General features: G+C 71.0%; 15 protein-coding genes. 5 read left to right on the forward strand and 10 right to left on the reverse strand.

The annotated features are described in order from the left end of the window. Positions 1 to 88: 88 nt before the first annotated feature. Together C1J00_RS23100 and C1J00_RS23105 are read left to right on the forward strand one after the other, a co-directional pair. Positions 89 to 967 carry an SDR family oxidoreductase gene (locus tag C1J00_RS23100; protein WP_102910971.1) on the forward strand — a complete coding sequence of 293 codons (879 nt, stop codon included), beginning with the start codon at positions 89 to 91 and terminating at the stop codon, positions 965 to 967. 55 nt (positions 968 to 1022) lie between these two features. After that, positions 1023 to 1751 carry a maleylpyruvate isomerase family mycothiol-dependent enzyme gene (locus C1J00_RS23105; protein ID WP_102910972.1) on the forward strand — a complete coding sequence of 243 codons (729 nt, stop codon included), beginning with the start codon at positions 1023 to 1025 and terminating at the stop codon, positions 1749 to 1751. An 18-nt stretch (positions 1752 to 1769) separates the two neighbouring features. Here the strand turns inward: C1J00_RS23105 and C1J00_RS23110 are convergent, their stop codons facing one another. After that, positions 1770 to 2162, reverse strand: a complete 393-nt coding sequence (locus C1J00_RS23110; RefSeq protein ID WP_102910973.1) for a MarR family winged helix-turn-helix transcriptional regulator — start codon at positions 2160 to 2162, stop codon at positions 1770 to 1772. Positions 2163 to 2396: 234 nt separating this feature from the next. On the opposite strand from C1J00_RS23110, the gene C1J00_RS23115 reads away from it, so the two are divergent. Further along, on the forward strand, positions 2397 to 2585 hold the full coding sequence (locus tag C1J00_RS23115; RefSeq protein WP_102910974.1) for a DUF6332 family protein: 189 nt from the start codon (positions 2397 to 2399) through the stop codon (positions 2583 to 2585). Here the strand turns inward: C1J00_RS23115 and C1J00_RS23120 are convergent. The 3 genes from C1J00_RS23120 to C1J00_RS23130 all read right to left on the reverse strand — a co-directional run bounded on the left by C1J00_RS23120 (position 2546) and on the right by C1J00_RS23130 (position 5244). After that, positions 2546 to 3211 carry a response regulator gene (locus C1J00_RS23120; protein WP_102910975.1) on the reverse strand — a complete coding sequence of 222 codons (666 nt, stop codon included), beginning with the start codon at positions 3209 to 3211 and terminating at the stop codon, positions 2546 to 2548. The genes C1J00_RS23115 and C1J00_RS23120 overlap by 40 nt on opposite strands. After that, positions 3208 to 4452, reverse strand: coding sequence for a sensor histidine kinase (locus C1J00_RS23125; RefSeq protein ID WP_102910976.1), 1245 nt, complete (start codon positions 4450 to 4452; stop codon positions 3208 to 3210). The genes C1J00_RS23120 and C1J00_RS23125 overlap by 4 nt, the downstream gene beginning before the upstream one ends. Before the next feature lie 99 nt (positions 4453 to 4551). Then, positions 4552 to 5244: a TetR/AcrR family transcriptional regulator gene (locus C1J00_RS23130; protein ID WP_102910977.1), complete on the reverse strand. Its 693-nt coding sequence runs from the start codon at positions 5242 to 5244 to the stop codon at positions 4552 to 4554. A gap of 171 nt (positions 5245 to 5415) precedes the next feature. Between C1J00_RS23130 and C1J00_RS23135 the strand changes: the two genes are divergently transcribed. Continuing rightward, complete coding sequence (locus C1J00_RS23135) at positions 5416 to 5865, forward strand: nitroreductase family deazaflavin-dependent oxidoreductase (protein WP_102910978.1); 450 nt, start codon at positions 5416 to 5418, stop codon at positions 5863 to 5865. Here C1J00_RS23135 and C1J00_RS23140 read toward each other — a convergent pair. Beyond that, positions 5849 to 7090, reverse strand: coding sequence for a geranylgeranyl reductase family protein (locus C1J00_RS23140; RefSeq protein WP_102910979.1), 1242 nt, complete (start codon positions 7088 to 7090; stop codon positions 5849 to 5851). The two genes, C1J00_RS23135 and C1J00_RS23140, sit on opposite strands and share 17 nt — an antisense overlap. Positions 7091 to 7280: 190 nt before the next feature. On the opposite strand from C1J00_RS23140, the gene C1J00_RS23145 reads away from it, so the two are divergent. Next, positions 7281 to 8636, forward strand: a complete 1356-nt coding sequence (locus tag C1J00_RS23145) for a dipeptidase (protein WP_102910980.1) — start codon at positions 7281 to 7283, stop codon at positions 8634 to 8636. Positions 8637 to 8859: 223 nt separating this feature from the next. Here the strand turns inward: C1J00_RS23145 and C1J00_RS23150 are convergent, their stop codons facing one another. From C1J00_RS23150 to C1J00_RS23170, 5 genes are all read right to left on the reverse strand, one after another. After that, positions 8860 to 9945 (reverse strand): ABC transporter ATP-binding protein, encoded by a 1086-nt coding sequence (locus C1J00_RS23150; protein WP_102910981.1) that lies wholly within the window; start codon positions 9943 to 9945, stop codon positions 8860 to 8862. A gap of 26 nt (positions 9946 to 9971) precedes the next feature. Continuing rightward, positions 9972 to 11072 carry an ABC transporter ATP-binding protein gene (locus C1J00_RS23155; RefSeq protein WP_102910982.1) on the reverse strand — a complete coding sequence of 367 codons (1101 nt, stop codon included), beginning with the start codon at positions 11070 to 11072 and terminating at the stop codon, positions 9972 to 9974. A 35-nt stretch (positions 11073 to 11107) separates the two neighbouring features. Further along, a complete protein-coding gene (locus C1J00_RS23160; RefSeq protein WP_102910983.1) occupies positions 11108 to 12100 on the reverse strand; it encodes an ABC transporter permease in 993 nt (330 codons plus the stop codon). 74 nt (positions 12101 to 12174) lie between these two features. Then, a complete protein-coding gene (locus tag C1J00_RS23165) occupies positions 12175 to 13860 on the reverse strand; it encodes an ABC transporter substrate-binding protein (RefSeq protein WP_102910984.1) in 1686 nt (561 codons plus the stop codon). A 79-nt stretch (positions 13861 to 13939) separates the two neighbouring features. After that, positions 13940 to 14971 (reverse strand): ABC transporter permease, encoded by a 1032-nt coding sequence (locus tag C1J00_RS23170; protein ID WP_102910985.1) that lies wholly within the window; start codon positions 14969 to 14971, stop codon positions 13940 to 13942. Positions 14972 to 15279: the final 308 nt, after the last annotated feature.

Genomic DNA, 15279 nt, shown 5'->3' on the forward strand with positions numbered 1-15279 from the left:
GCCAGGGGGGATGCCGGTGATCCTGGGTACCCGTGGCCACGCCCGTTGCGATCACCGGGCCGTACGACGTGTACAAGGAGGAAGACCCGTGACCGAACAGCAGCACCCTGGCGAGCAGCACCCGACCCCGGAGTTTCCCTCCCAGGACCAGCCGCACCCCGGCTGGACCGGGCCGATGGACCCGCCCCCGGACCACGGTGAGGAGTCCTACCGGGGCAGTGGCCGGCTGGCCGGCCGCAAGGCCGTGATCACCGGCGGGGACTCCGGGATCGGCCGCGCGGTCGCCCTCGCGTTCGCCCGCGAGGGAGCCGACGTGCTGTTCACCCATCTGGATGACGAGAAGGACGACGCCGCCGAGACGGCCCGGCTCGTCGAGGAGGCCGGCCGCCGCGCGGTGCCCGTCTCGTGCGACGTACGGGAGGAGGAGAACTGCCGGGCGCTCATCGACCGTGCGGTGGACGAGTTCGGCCGGATCGACGTCCTCGTGAACAACGCGGCGTACCAGATGTCCCAGCCCGACGGCATCGAGGCGATCACCACCGAGCAGTTCGACCGGGTGCTGCGCACCAACCTGTACGGCATGTTCTGGCTGTGCAAGCTGGCCCTGCCGCACATCCCGGAGGGCGGCAGCATCATCAACTCCACGTCGGTGCAGGCGTACAAGCCCAGTCCGCATCTGCTGGACTACGCGACGACGAAGGGCGCGATCGTCACGTTCACGCAGGGGCTGGCGCAGATGCTGATCGAGAAGGGCATCCGCGTGAACGCGGTGGCGCCGGGCCCGGTGTGGACGCCGCTGATCCCGGCGACCCTGCCGGACACCCAGACGTTCGGCAAGCAGGCCCCCATCGGACGGCCGGCCCAGCCCGCCGAAATGGCTCCGGCGTACGTCTTTCTCGCCTCGCAGGAGGCGTCGTACATCACCGCCGAGATCGTCAACGCGACGGGCGGGACGCCGCTGCCGTGACCGTCGCCTGAAAACCCGGAGCCCGGAGCACACCGCATGCGGCAGACTCGGCGTCATGGAGACCGCCGAGTTCCTTCAGGCGCTGCAGACTGAAGGCAGACTGCTGGCCGCGGCCGCCGAGGAGGCCGGGACCGACGCCAAGGTTCCGACGTGTCCCGGCTGGCAGGTGCGCGACCTGTTGCGGCACACGGGCGCCGTGCACCGCTGGGCCGCCGCGTTCGTCGCGGAGCAGCTCACCGAGGGCCGCCCGCCGGCCGAACCCGCCGACCTGGACGGCGCGGAACTCGTGGCCTGGTACCGCGACAGCCACCGGCACCTCGTCGGCACGCTGGCCGGCGCCTCGCCCGACGTGGAGTGCTTCGCCTTCCTGCCCGCGCCGTCACCGCTGGCCTTCTGGGCCCGTCGGCAGGCGCACGAGACGGCCGTGCACCGGGTCGACGCCGAGTCCGCGCGCGGCGGTGGCCCCACCGGCGTGACCCCCGAGTTCGCCACCGACGGCATCGACGAGCTGCTGCGCGGCTTCCACGCCCGCTCCAGGAGCCGGGTACGCACCCCCGAGCCGCGCGTTCTGCGGGTCCGCGCGGAGGACACCGGCGCCGTGTGGACCGTACGGCTGTCGCCCGAGCCGCCCGTGACGACGCGGGACGCCTCCGGCGCGGCCGAGTGCGAACTGTCCGGCCCTGCCGAGCAGTTGTATCTGGCGCTGTGGAACCGGGCGCCGCTGCCGAACGCCACGGGCGACCGGGCACTCGCGACGCTGTGGCGGGAGGCGTCGGCGATCTGAGCAGCCGTCGGCGGGTGATCAGCCGTCGGTGAGCATCCGCGCCAGCACCGCGCGCTGCATGGGGAGCACATCGCCGTGCAGCGCGCGCCCCTTCGCCGTGAGGCAGACCTTCACGCCGCGCCGGTCCTCCGCGCACATGCCGCGTTCGACGAGCCCCTCCTTCTCCAGCCGGGCGATCAGCCGCGACAGCGCGCTCTGGCTCAGGTGGACCCGCTCGGAGATCTCCTGGACGCGGTAGGAGGGCGTGCCCTTCGGGGTGCGGCACCCGGCGAGGACGTCCAGCACCTCGAAGTCGCTGGCGCACAGACCGTGGCCGTGCAGCGCGCGGTCGAGTTCGCACTGCGTACGCGCATGCAGCGCCAGTATGTCCCGCCACTGTTCCACGAGCGCCTGTTCGGCCTGCTGAGCCATGCGCCGCACCGTAACAGAGAACCGAGATCGCCTGAATTAAATGCACCTGCATCTCATGCAGGCGCACGATGCTCCTGCCCGCCCCCATCGCGCTGATCGCCCTGTGCGCATCGACCTCGACCCGGTCTACGCGGCGGTGATCCTGCCGACGATGCTGCTGGTCGGCTCCGGCTTCGCGCTGGCCTTCCCGTCCCTCGAGGTACCGCACCGTGCAGTGCGGCCTTCGCGGCGGCGGTGGTGTTCGGAGCCGTGGCCGGGCCCGCGGTGCTCTTCGACCTGCCGGACACGGCGGAGCACCTGCTGCCGCTCGCCGGTCCGGTGCTCGCGCCGGTGCTCTTCGCCGCCCGGGTCGTCGGTGTGCTGCTCCGGTTCCGGACGGCGGGTCAGCCCAGCCAGCCCGGCCGCACCAGTCCCGACTCGTAGGCGAGAACCACCAGTTGGGCCCGGTCGCGGGCGCCGAGCTTCACCATCGTGCGGCTGACGTGGGTCTTCGCGGTGAGCGGGCTGACGACCAGACGGCGGGCGATCTCCTCGTTGGACAGGCCGATCCCTACCAGCGCCATCACCTCGCGCTCCCGCTCGGTGAGCCGGTCCAGGGCGCCGGCGGCCTCCGGTTCCTTGGAGCGGGAGGCGAACTCGGAGATCAGCCGCCGCGTCACTCCCGGCGACAGCAGCGCGTCGCCCGCCACCACCGCCCTGACCGCGCGCAGGAGTTCGTCCGGCTCGGTGTCCTTGACCAGGAAGCCGGAGGCGCCGGAGCGGATCGCCTCGAAGACGTACTCGTCGAGCTCGAACGTGGTGAGCATGACGACCCTGACGTCCTTCAGGCCGGGGTCGCCGGTGACCTGCCGGGTGGCGGCGAGGCCGTCGACGGCGGGCATGCGGATGTCCATCAGGACGACATCGGGCCGCAGTTCGCGGACCCGGCGCACGGCCTCCGCACCGTCGGCGGCCTCCGCGGCCACCTCGATGTCGGGCTGTGCGTCGAGCAGCGCCCGGAACCCCGCCCGTACCAGTGCCTGGTCATCGGCGAGCAGTACGCGGATCACCGGTCCTCCTGTGTCGGTCCGGGAGACGTGCGGGCGGACGGCGTCAGCGGCAGTACGGCGAGCACCCGGAATCCGCCGTCCGGGCGGGGGCCCGCCTCGATGGTGCCACCCAGGGCGGCGGCCCGCTCCCGCATGCCCGCGAGCCCGTTGCCGCTGCCGCCCGCGTCGTCCCCGGTCGCGGGCCCGTCGTCGTCCACGCGCAGCCGCAGCACACCCTCGTCGTGCGCGAGGTGCACACGCGCGTCCCGCGAACCCGAGTGCCGTACGACGTTGGTCAGGGCCTCCTGGACGATCCGGAAGGCGGCGAGGTCCGTGCCGGGGGCGAGGCGCGGCGGCTTCCCCTCGACGTCCACCGTGAGGCCCGCGCCCGCGGCCTGCTCCACCAGTTCGGGCAGCCGGCCGAGCCCGGGCGCGGGGGCGCGCGGCGCGTCACCGGGGGCGCGCAGCGTGTCGAGCACCTGGCGTACCTCGCCGAGCGCCTCCTTGCTCTGGTCCTTGATCGTGGTAAGGGCCGTACGGGCCTGCTCGGGGTCGGTGTCGAGGAGCGCGAGGCCGACCCCCGCCTGCACGTTGATGACGGAGATGCTGTGGGCGAGGACGTCGTGCAGCTCCCGCGCGATCCGCAGCCGTTCCTCGCCGGCCCGCCGCCGCGCGGCCTCCGCCCTCTCCGCCCGCTCCCGGACCCACTGTTCGCGCCGCACCCGGAACAGCTCCGACACCGCCGCGATGGCCACCACCCAGGTGGCCACCACGATCTCCCCGCCCCAGGAGACGGCGGAGTCCCCCGGGGGCGGCAGCCATGCGAAGAGCCAGTGCGCGATCAGGACGTGCCCGGCCCAGAGCAGGCCCATGGCGGCCCACGCCGCCCGGCGGTGACCGGTGACGATGGCACTGAAGCAGGCCAGCGCGACGGTGAAGAGCACCGGCCCGTAGGGATACCCGGCCCCCAGGTAGACCATGACGGCAGCCGCCGTGCCGAACACGACCGCCACCGGGTGCCGCTTCCGCCACAGCAGCAGCCCTCCGGCCACCAGCAGCAGGACCCGGGCGAAGACGTCCGGTTCCGCCCGTTCGCCCTGCTGCCCGTGGGCGGCGAAGTTCGACCCGGCCAGGACGAACACGGTCACGAGCGCGGTGGACCGCCAGGGCCACCGGGGCGCCCGCCCCTCCCACCGGTCCCACCACGCGGGTCCGTGCCGCCACCATTGCGGCGGACCGCCCCGCGCACGCTGCTCGTCCATACCGGCCACGCTAGACGTCACGCCCCCGCAGCCGCGTCACCCCGGCGTGGCGGTCGCGCGTACTCCTCGGGAAGTACGCGCGATCACCGGCCCGGCGGTCTACCCGGGACCGGGCACCAGCCCCACCCCCAGGGCGAGTCGCCCCACAGCGTGCCGGAAGAACGTCTCCCGGTCCTCCACCACGCGGTTGAACTGGCCGAACAGCTCGAAGCCGACCAGCCCGTACAGCTGGGCCCAGGCCGCGACGAGGGCCGTCACGGCCCCCGGGGGGAGGTCGGGGGCGAGGTCGGCGGCCATGCGCTCGGCCTCCGGACGGAGGTCGTCCGCCAGCGCGGGCCGGTCGGGAGCCGGGCCCTGGTGGGCGTCGCGGGCGATGCCGATGAGCAGCAGGCCGACGCGGGCGGCGGCCGGAACGGTGGTGTCGGGGGCCGTGTAGCCGGGGACGGGCGATCCGTAGATCAGCGCGTACTCGTGCGGATGGTCCAGCGCCCAGCCGCGCACCGCTTCACAGACCGTGATCCAGCGCTCGAAGGGGGAGGCCGCCGCGTCGTGGGCCCCCTCGGCGCTCTCACCGAGGGAGTCGTAGGCGTCGATGATGAGAGCGGTCAGCAGGTCGTCACGGCTGGGGAAGTAGCGGTACAGCGCGGAGGAGACCATGCCGAGCTCACGAGCCACGGCCCGCAGGGAGAGCCGGGCGGCCCCCTCCGCCGCGAGCTGTCTGCGCGCCTCCTCCTTGATGGCCGCGGTGACTTCGATCCTGGCCCGGGCACGGGCGCCGTGTGCGGTGCTCATACCGGGCAGTCTCCCACGAGAACAGAGCAGTGCACACAGAACAGAGCAGTGAACAAAAACGAGAGCAGTGCTCTTGCATCGGCGTGACGACCTCGTGCACACTGACACCAGAGAGAGCGAGAGCAGTGCTCACAGAGGAGAGTGCCGCTTCGCCGCACCCGAGGGGGACCCATGTCCACGCACGTGCAGAAGCCCGGCTGGTTCACCGTCAACGTCTTCAACCGCATCGTGGCCTGGATGACCCGCCGCGGCATCAGCGTCTGGGGCTCCCGTGTCCTCGCCGTCCGCGGCCGCAAGAGCGGCCAGTGGCGCACCACCCCGGTCAACCTGCTGACCCTGGACGGCAGACAGTACCTGGTCGCCCCCCGCGGCCATGTGCAGTGGACGCACAACATGCGCGCCGCGGGCGGCGGCGAACTGCACCTCGGCAAGCGCGTGGACACCTTCACCGCGGCCGAGGTGGGCGACGACGACAAGGCTCCGATCCTGCGCGCCTACCTCAAACGCTGGAAGGCGGAGGTCGGGGTCTTCTTCAACGGAGTCGGTCCTGACTCCCCGGACGCCGAGCTGCGCCGCATCGCCCCCGACCACCCGGTCTTCGAGATCACTCCGACGCGCTGACCTCGCCGCCCGCGGCGGGACGGCGGTCCAGCGCGGTCAGGGCCCGCTGGGCCACCGGATACGTGCGGACGATCTCACCCAGCGACGTCGAACCCTGCGTGATCTCCTTGAACGCCCTCCACGCGGGGCGCAAGCTCGTCAGCGCCATGTGGAACACCCCGGGACGGCGCTCGAACGCCGTCAGCAGCCGCTTGCCGACGCTCATCTCCACCCCGAGCCCGGCCTTGACGGCGAACGCGTAGTTGAGAGCCTGCCGGCGCGTGTCCACGGCGTCGTGCGCCTCGGCGATCCGCACCGCCCACTCCCCCGCGAGCCGGCCGGAGCGCAACGCGAAGGAAATGCCCTCACGGGTCCACGGCTCCAGCAGTCCCGCGGCGTCGCCGCACACCAGTACCCGCCCGCGCGAGAGCGGCGAGTCGTCGGCGCGGCACCGCGTCAAATGCCCCGAGGAGATGGCGGGTTCGAAGCCGGCGAGGCCCAGGCGGCCGATGAACTCCTCCAAGTACCGCTTGGTCGCGGCGCCTTCGCCGCGAGCGGAGATCACCCCGACCGTCAGGGTGTCCCCCTTGGGGAAGACCCAGCCGTAACTGCCGGGCATGGGGCCCCAGTCGAGGAGCACCCGGCCCTTCCAGTCCTCGGCGACGGTCTCCGGCACCGGGATCTCCGCCTCCAGGCCGAGATCCACCTGACCCAGCTTGACCCCGACATGCGCCCCTATGCGGCTGGCGCTGCCGTCCGCCCCGACGACGGCCCGCGCGAGCACGACCTCGCCGCCCTGCAGGACCACGGCGACCGTGCGCCGGTCCGGCACCGCCGAGCCGTGCTGCTCGACCCGCTGGACCGTGACGCCCGTGCGCAGCTCGGCGCCCGCCTTCTGCGCGTGCTCGACCAGCTGCTGGTCGAACTCGGGCCGGTTGATCAGCCCGAACAGCATCTGCTTCGAGCGGCGTGTGCGCGTGAACCGGCCGTTGTTGGAGAACGTCACCGCGTACACCCGGTCCCTGAACGGCAGCTCGAAGCCGGGCGGAAGGGCGTCGCGCGAGGGGCCGATGATGCCGCCGCCGCACGTCTTGTACCGCGGCAGTTCGGCCTTCTCCAGCAGCAGCACGCGTCTGCCGGCCACCGCCGCCGCATAGGCGGCCGAAGCGCCCGCCGGTCCCGCGCCCACCACGACGACGTCCCACACCTGCCGCACGTCGTCCGCCGAAGAGTTCTCGCTGCTCACGATGGTCTACTGCTCCCGATCAAGCCGCCTGCCGCTGTCTCCCGCATCCTACGGCGGCGGTCACCGCAGGCCGCTGTGGGAGGATCGCCGACGTGGCTGGCCCTTACACGGGGCCCCGCCCACACCACACGATCACCGCGTACCGATACGTACGCATCCGTACAACGTCGCACCCACGAGGAGCGTGCCCATGTCGTCGAATCCGGTCGCCGAGACCGTCGCTTCGCTGATGCCCAGGGCGAAGGAGGAGCTCACCGAACTGGTGGCCTTCCGGTCGGTGGCGGATTTCGACCAGTTCCCGAGGAGCGAGAGCGAGGGTGCCGCCCGCTGGGTCGCGGACGCGCTCGCCGGCGAGGGCTTCCAGGACGTGGCCCTGCTCGACACCCCCGACGGCACGCAGTCGGTCTACGGCTACCTGCCCGGCCCGGCGGGCTCCAAGACCGTCCTGCTCTACGCCCACTACGACGTGCAGCCGCCGCTGGACGAGGCCGCCTGGACGACGCCGCCGTTCGAGCTGACCGAGCGGGACGGGCGCTGGTACGGGCGCGGGGCCGCCGACTGCAAGGGCGGTGTGATCATGCACCTGCTGGCGCTGCGCGCGCTGAAGGCGAACGGCGGGATCCCCGTCGGCGTCAAGGTGATCGCCGAGGGCTCCGAGGAGATGGGCACCGGCGGTCTGGAGCGGTACGCCGAGGAGCACCCGGAGCTGCTCGCGGCGGACACGATCGTCATCGGCGACGCGGGCAACTTCCGCGCCGGCCTGCCGACCGTGACCTCCACCCTGCGCGGTATGACCCTCGTCCGCGTGCGGATCGACACGCTCGCGGGCAACCTGCACTCGGGCCAGTTCGGCGGCGCGGCGCCCGACGCGCTGGCCGCGCTGATCCGGGTCCTGGACTCGCTGCGCGCCGAGGACGGTTCGACGACCGTCGAGGGGCTCTCCGGGGGCCCGGCCTGGGAGGGGCTGGAGTACACGGAGGAGCAGTTCCGGCGGGACGCCAAGGTGCTCGACGGTGTGGAGCTGACCGGGTCCGGGACGGTCGCCGACCGGATCTGGGCGCGTCCGGCCGTCACGGTCATCGGCATCGACTGCCCGCCGGTCGTCGGGGCCACCCCGTCCGTGCAGGCGTGTGCCCGGGCGCTGGTCAGTCTGCGGGTGCCGCCGGGGGTGGACGCGGGCGAGGCGACCAAGCTGCTCCAGGCGCACCTGGAGGCGCACACGCCGTGGGGCGCGCGGGTGAGCACCGAGCAGATCGGTGAGGGCCAGGCGTTCCGCGCCGACACCGGCAGTCCGGCGTACCAGGCCATGGCGGCGGCGATGGCGGTCGCCTACCCGGGCCAGGAGATGCAGTACGCGGGACAGGGCGGTTCCATTCCGCTGTGCAACACGCTGGCCGCCCTCTACCCGCGTGCGGAGATCCTGCTCATCGGGCTGAGCGAGCCGGAGGCGCAGATCCACGCGGTGAACGAGAGCGTGTCCCCCGACGAGCTGGAGCGGCTGTCGGTGGCGGAGGCGCTGTTCCTGCGCAACTACGCGGCCGGCTGACGGCTCCGCCCCCGGCCGAGCGGTCGGGGGGAAGTCCCGCGCCCCGGCCCGGCGTGGGGACGGAAGCGGCCGCTGCCCGAGCACATGCTGAAGCTCCTGGCCGGAGGTCTTCGCCCGGCACCGGGGCGTCGGGCGGGGACGTCACGGACATGGGCGGCGGGGCGCACGCCGCGCCCGTGCCAGGGCACAGCCACGGCGGCATCGCCCCCGTAACGCAGCACTACTAGCCGAGCGCCGGGTCCAGGACGATGTCCTCTTCGCGCGCGGTGACCGTGGGCTCCTCGGGATAGTGGCAGGCGGTGAGATGGCCCGTGGGGCTGCCCTCAGCCCTGGTCAGGGGCGGTTCCACGGTGGCGCACTTGTCCTGTGCCTTCCAGCAGCGGGTGCGGAAGCGGCAGCCGGAGGGCGGGTCGATCGGGGACGGCACGTCCCCGGCCAGCCGGATGCGTTCGCGCCGCTCGACGGCGTCCGGGTCCGCCTCGGGTACGGCGGACAGCAGCGCGTGCGTGTAGGGGTGTCGGGGCCGGGTGTAGAGCGACTCCCGCTCGGCGACCTCCACGATCTTGCCGAGGTACATCACGGCGACCCGCTCGGAGAAGTGCCGCACCACGGCCAGGTCGTGGGCGATGAAGACGAAGGCGATGCCGAACTCCCGCTGGAGGTCCTGGAGCAGGTTGACGACCTGTGCCTGGATGGAGACGTCCAGCGCCGACACCGGCTCGTCGGCCACGATCAGCTTCGGCCGCAGGGCAAGGGCGCGGGCGATGCCGATGCGCTGGCGCTGGCCGCCGGAGAACTCGTTCGGATAGCGGTTGTAGTGCTCGGGGTTGAGGCCCACCGTCTCCAGGAGTTCCTGGGCGCGCTTCTTGTGCCCCTGGGGCGGGTTGATGCCGTTGAGCCGCATCGGCGTCTCGACGATGGTACCGACGGTGTGCCGGGGGTTCAGCGACGAGTACGGGTCCTGGAAGATCATCTGGAGGTCGCGCCGGGCCTCCTGCATCCGCCCGGGCGACCGGTGCGTGATGTCCTCGCCGTCGAATACGACGGAACCACCGGTGGGTTCGAGCAGCCGGGTGATCAGCCGGCCCGTGGTCGACTTGCCGCAGCCGGACTCGCCCACCAGGCCCAGCGACTCGCCGGGCCCGACCGAGAAGTCGATGCCGTCGACGGCGCGGACGGCCCCGATCTGCCGCTGGAAGAGGATGCCCTGCCGGAGGGGAAAGTGCTTCTGCAGTCCGCGTACCTCCAGGAGGTTCTCGGCGGCGAGGCGGTCGGTGCTCTGCCCGGTGCCGGGCTCGGTGGTGCTCACGGCATGTTCCCTTTCGTCCGCCGCCGTCACTGCGCGGCCCGTGCGGCTGCGGCGCCCCGGCCGTCCGGACCGTCCCCGCCGCGGATCTCCTGCTTGGCGTCGTCGCTGAGATGGCACGCGGCGAGGTGCCGCTCGCCGCCGGAGACGAGACGCAGCTCGGGACGCTCCGCCGTGCAACGGCCCTGCGGTACCCAGCCCTTGTAGCCGCAGCGGGGGTGGAAGGCGCAGCCGTCCGGCAGGTTGATCAGGCTCGGCGGGCTGCCGGGGATCGGGTTGAGCCGTTCGCCGACGTCGCCACTGAGGTGCGGCATGGACTGCAACAGGCCCCAGGTGTAGGGGTGCTGGGGGTCCTTGAGGACGTCGCGGGTGGTGCCGTACTCGATGCGGCGGCCGCCGTACATCACCAGGATGTCGTCGGCGACGTCGGCGACCACGCCGAGGTCGTGCGTGATGATGACGACGGCGGAGCCGAACTCCTCCTGCAGGTCGCGGATCAGGTCCAGGATCTGTGCCTGGACGGTGACGTCCAGGGCGGTGGTGGGCTCGTCGGCGATGAGCAGCTCCGGGTCGCACACCAGCGACATCGCGATCATGGCGCGCTGGCGCATGCCACCGGAGAACTGGTGCGGGTAATCCCTGACGCGGCGCTCGGGCTGCGGGATGCCGACCCGCTTCAGCATGTCCACCGCCCGGCCCCTGGCCTCCTTCCTGGAGACCTTGTGGTGCACCCGGTAGGCCTCGGCGATCTGCGAGCCGACGGTGAAGAAGGGATGCAGCGCCGACAGCGGGTCCTGGAAGATCATGGAGACCGTGCGACCGCGCAGGGCGCGCATCCCGGCCTCGGGCAGGGCGACGAGTTCCCTGCCCTCCAGCCAGATCTCGCCGCTGACCTGGGCGCGGGTGCCCTTGTGCAGTCCGAGCAGGGCCAGTGAGGTCACCGACTTGCCGGAGCCGGACTCGCCGACGATGCCGAGGGTCCTGCCCTTCTCCAGGGTGAAGGAGACGCCGTCGACGGACTTGACGAGGCCGTCCTCGGTCGGGAAGTGCACCTTCAGGTCGCGTACGTCGAGGAAGGGTGCGGGCGCGGGTGTGACGTCCGCGGGCTGCGGTGAGGTCTGAACGGACACGGGTGTTCCTAAGGACGCTGAGGAAGAGGAAGGGCTCAGGCGAGGCGCACACGCGGGTCGACGAGGCCGTACACGAGGTCGACGACGACGTTGGCGAGGACGACGAACGTCGCGGCGAAGAGCGTGGTGCCGAGGATGACCGGCAGATCGGAGTTCTGGACGGAGTCGACGGCGAGCTTGCCGATGCCGTTGATGCCGAACACCGACTCGGTGATGACCGCGGAGCCGCCGATCAGGGAGCCGACGTCCATGCCGAAGATGGTGATGATGGGGGTGATGGCGGCCCGCAGCCCGTGCTTGAGGACGACGGTGGCGGCCGGCAGGCCCTTGGCGCGGGCGGTGCGCATGTAGTCCTCGGCGAAGACGTCCAGCATGGAGGAGCGGGTGAGCCGGGTGTACATCGCGAGGTAGACGATGACGAGGGTGGTCCACGGCAGGATCAGGCCCTTGAACCAGCCGGCCGGGTCCTCGGTGATCGAGGTGTAGCCGGAGGCCGGCAGGATCTGGAACTTGTCGACGAAGAGGTACAGCAGGAGGAGACCGATGAAGTAGATCTGCACCGAGACTCCGAACAGGGCGAGTCCCACCGCCGCCTTGTCGGCGGCCCTGCCGCGGCGCACCGCTGCGACGGTGCCGAGACCGACGCCCAGGACCAGGAAGGCCACCGCGGCGCCGAGACCGAGGGAGAGGTCCGCCGGGAAGTCCGACAGCAGGGTGGTCAGGACGGGGGTGTCGGTCTGGAAGGAGACGCCGAGACAGGGCGCGCCGCAGTGGATGCGCACGCTCTGGTCACCGAAGTCGCGGCCGGCGACCAGTCCCTTGAGGAACTCCCAGTACTGGGTCAGGTAGCTCTGGTCCAGGCCCAGCGAGTGCTTGATCTCCGCGAGGCGCGAGGGCGAGCAGGTCTTTCCGCAGGCCAGGAGTGCGGGGTCGGACGGCAGCGCGAAGAAGATGAAGAAGGTGATCGTGGTGATCACCAGCATGATCAGGGCCGCTGCCAGCAGGCGTCTGATGAGGTAACGAAACATGGGGTGCCGGGACCTGACGTGAGTGGGATGCCCGCCGGCGGCCGGGGCCGCCGGCGGGGTCGAGAAGAGGGGCGTCAGTGCTTGACGTAGACGTGGACCAGGCTCGGCTCGGCCACGATCGGGTCGAGGATGACCCCGCCGACCTTGGAGCCGGACATCTCGCTGAAGTTCATGTACATCAGCGGGACCACGGCGGCGTCCTTCAGGACCTGCTGGTCGACCTGGCCGTAGGTGACGTTGCGCTGCTTGACGTCGGCCGTCTTGGCGGCCTTGTCGATCAGCGCGTTGACCTTCGGGTCGTTCAGGTAGGACAGGTCCTGGTTGGCCTGCGGGTTCTTCTTGATCAGCCGGCCGTCGAAGAGGGTGGGGAGCACGGTGGAGGCGTTCGGCCAGTCGGCGATCCAGTCGCCCCAGGTCAGGTCGTACTGGTTCTTGGTGTTGTTGATGGTGCTGAAGTAGCTCGACGCGTCGATCGGGGTGATGTTCACCGTGATGCCGATGCGCTCCAGCGCGGTCTTCACGGCGTCGGCGAAGTGCTCCTCGGTGGGGGTGTTCTCCACCGCGATCGACATGGTCGGCTTCGGGCTGCCCGCCTGCTTCATCAGCTGCTTGGCCTTGGCCAGGTTGCCCGCCGGGTTGGCGCTGTACAGGTTGAACTTGTTGTAGCCGCCGATGCCGGGGCTCAGCATGGTGGTGGCGTAGTCACCGTAGGCGGAGCCGCCGAAGGCGCCACGGACCGTGGTCTTGTCGATGGCGTACTCGATCGCCTGACGGACCTTCAGGTTCTTCACGCGGGTGGTGTTGATGGCCAGGTAGTTGATGCCCGGGGCGGGGATCTTGTAGTAACGGCTCTTCAGTGAGGGGTCGTTGGCCAGCTGAGCCAGGTCCGAGCCCGCGATCGGCCACTGCTGGATCGACGTCTGGGCGGTGCCGGCGTCGGCCTTGATCTGCTGGTCGATGGCCGACTCGTCCTGGCCGAACCGGACGTTCATCCCGTCGACGTTCTGCTGCCGGATCGGGTCGGTCGGCTGCGCCCAGTGGCTGTTCCTGGTGAGGACCAGTTCCTTGTTCTTGGTGTACGACTTGATCATGTACGGTCCGTCGGCCCACACATGGGTGTCGTAGGTCGAGCCGGTGTCATGGGACTTGGGCACGGCCGACCAGCCGGTCATCGTGGTGGTCTCGTTGAAGTCGGCCACCGGCTGGTTCAGATGGAAGACGATGGTGTACTTGTCCGGCGTCTGGATGGAGCCCAGGTCCTTGCCCTTGTAGGGGCCCTTGTAGCCGGAGCCGCCGACGAGCCACTGGGCCGCGTAGGGCGGGCCGCCGTTGATGTCGGAGGAGAAGAACCGCTCGACGCCGTACTTGACGTCGGGTGCGGTGACCTCGGTGCCGTCCTGGTACTTGACGCCGTGCCGGAGGTGGAAGGTCCAGACGGTGGCGCCCTTGGACGGTGTTCCGGTGTCGGTGGCGAGGTCGCCGACCAGCTTGGGGGCCGATCCCGTCTCGTCCCAGCCGGTCAGGGTGCGGACGATCTCCTGGTCCATGCTCTGGCCCTCGGTCGTGTAGACGCGCTGGGGGTCCAGGTGGTCGAAGTCCGCCTTGTCGAGGATGGTCAGTGTGCCGCCCTTGCCGGGGGCGCCGCTGCCGCTGCTGCCGGAGGACCCTCCGCATGCGGTGGCCCCCAGGGCGATCATCACGGCTGAGGCCGTGAGAGCGACCGTGCGCGATCTGCGCGTGCTGCGCGTGCTGCGCGTCATTGATGAAACTCCGTTTCTTGCTACGGGCTCGCCGGCCGCTCGTGGGGCCGTCGGGCCGATACTCGGGGGGTGGCTGGTGTCAGCCGCGCCGGGCGCGGGGGTCCAGGGCGTCCCGGACGCCGTCCCCCAGGAGATTGAGCGCCAGGACCAGGACGAGGAGCAGGACGCCGGGCACGACGAGGTACATCGGGTCCTGCAGGAAGAACTGGGAGGCGTCCGACAGCAGGGCGCCCCAGTCGGGGTTGGGCGGGATCACGCCGACGCCCAGGTAGGACAGGGCCGCCTCGGTGGTGATGTTCTGCGGGACGGCGAGCGCGAAGGAGATGAGGATCGGCGCCCACAGGTTGGGCAGCAGCTGCCGGAAGAGGATGTGCCGGCGGCCGGCGCTCATCAGCCGTGCGGCGTCGACGAACTCCCGCTCGCGCAGGGACAGCACCTGCCCGCGCACCAGGCGTGCGGTGTACGCCCAGGCGAAGACCGAGATGTTGAGGACCAGGACGAACAGACGGAGGTTCTCGTCGGTGCCGCCGTGGCTGTCGGTCTGCAGCGCGTTCTGGATCACCGGGGTGAGCGCGATGATGAACAGCAGCTGCGGGAACGCCAGCATCACGTCCATGATCCGCGAGAGTAGGGAATCCACCCAGCCGCCGAAGTAGCCGGCGGCGAGCCCGGCCACGACACCGACCGCGGTCGACAGCACGGCCGAGGCGAATCCCACGTAGAGGGAGGTGCGCAGGCCGTAGACGATGCGGGCGAACAGGTCGTAACCGGTGCCCGGTTCGACGCCGAGCAGGTGCTGGGCGCTGAAGCCGCCCAGCGATCCGTAGGGGAAATTGCCCGTGTCCGGATTGATCGCCTTGTTGTCGGGGGTGATCGGCCCCCAACCGGTCAGTGCGGTGAGCACCGGCGCGAGGAGCGCGATCGAGATGAACACGAGGGTGGCCGCCAGAGCGGCCGTGGTGACCTTGTCCCGCCTGATGCGCCGCCAGGCCATCCGGGCCGGTGAGCGGCCGGCGACAACCGTGCCGCCGGGTCTGGAGTCCTGCGCCGACGGCTCGGTCAGCAGTGTGGTGCCGCCGCCGGTGTCGACCGGCTGGTGTTGCGTGGTCATCGTACGGACATCCCGGATCTGCCCCTGAGGCAAGGAATTGGGTGGCGGTCGTTGGTTCCGCCGTGAGACTCTGCGGACTTTCGCAACGGCGTGCGAGTCCGGTCAAGCCGCGCAGGGGCGAGAAAAGGGAATGTTTGCGGTCATGGAAAAGTGTTGACGAGAGCAGGGAATGTGATTACCCGCCGCGTGAATGTATGCGGGAGATTCCTTGGGCAGTGATTGGCCGTGGCTCCTGCGTCGTTTCCTTTTGCTTTTCCCTCGGAATCCCCCGCGCCGGGCAAAGGGCGCGGGCGGGCGGGCCCCACGTC

The organism is Streptomyces cahuitamycinicus (assembly GCF_002891435.1).
Taxonomy (GTDB): Bacteria; Actinomycetota; Actinomycetes; order Streptomycetales; family Streptomycetaceae; genus Streptomyces; species Streptomyces cahuitamycinicus.

Bases quoted from the DNA above. Each gene is read 5' to 3' on its own strand.
- C1J00_RS23125 (WP_102910976.1), bottom strand. From the start codon at position 4,452: ATGGACGAGCAGCGTGCGCGGGGCGGTCCGCCGCAATGGTGGCGGCAC.
- C1J00_RS23105 (WP_102910972.1), top strand. From the start codon at position 1,023: ATGGAGACCGCCGAGTTCCTTCAGGCGCTGCAGACTGAAGGCAGACTG.
- C1J00_RS23170 (WP_102910985.1), bottom strand. From the start codon at position 14,971: ATGACCACGCAACACCAGCCGGTCGACACCGGCGGCGGCACCACACTG.
- C1J00_RS23135 (WP_102910978.1), top strand. From the start codon at position 5,416: ATGTCCACGCACGTGCAGAAGCCCGGCTGGTTCACCGTCAACGTCTTC.
- C1J00_RS23110 (WP_102910973.1), bottom strand. From the start codon at position 2,162: ATGGCTCAGCAGGCCGAACAGGCGCTCGTGGAACAGTGGCGGGACATA.
- C1J00_RS23130 (WP_102910977.1), bottom strand. From the start codon at position 5,244: ATGAGCACCGCACACGGCGCCCGTGCCCGGGCCAGGATCGAAGTCACC.
- C1J00_RS23160 (WP_102910983.1), bottom strand. From the start codon at position 12,100: ATGTTTCGTTACCTCATCAGACGCCTGCTGGCAGCGGCCCTGATCATG.
- C1J00_RS23165 (WP_102910984.1), bottom strand. From the start codon at position 13,860: ATGACGCGCAGCACGCGCAGCACGCGCAGATCGCGCACGGTCGCTCTC.
- C1J00_RS23145 (WP_102910980.1), top strand. From the start codon at position 7,281: ATGTCGTCGAATCCGGTCGCCGAGACCGTCGCTTCGCTGATGCCCAGG.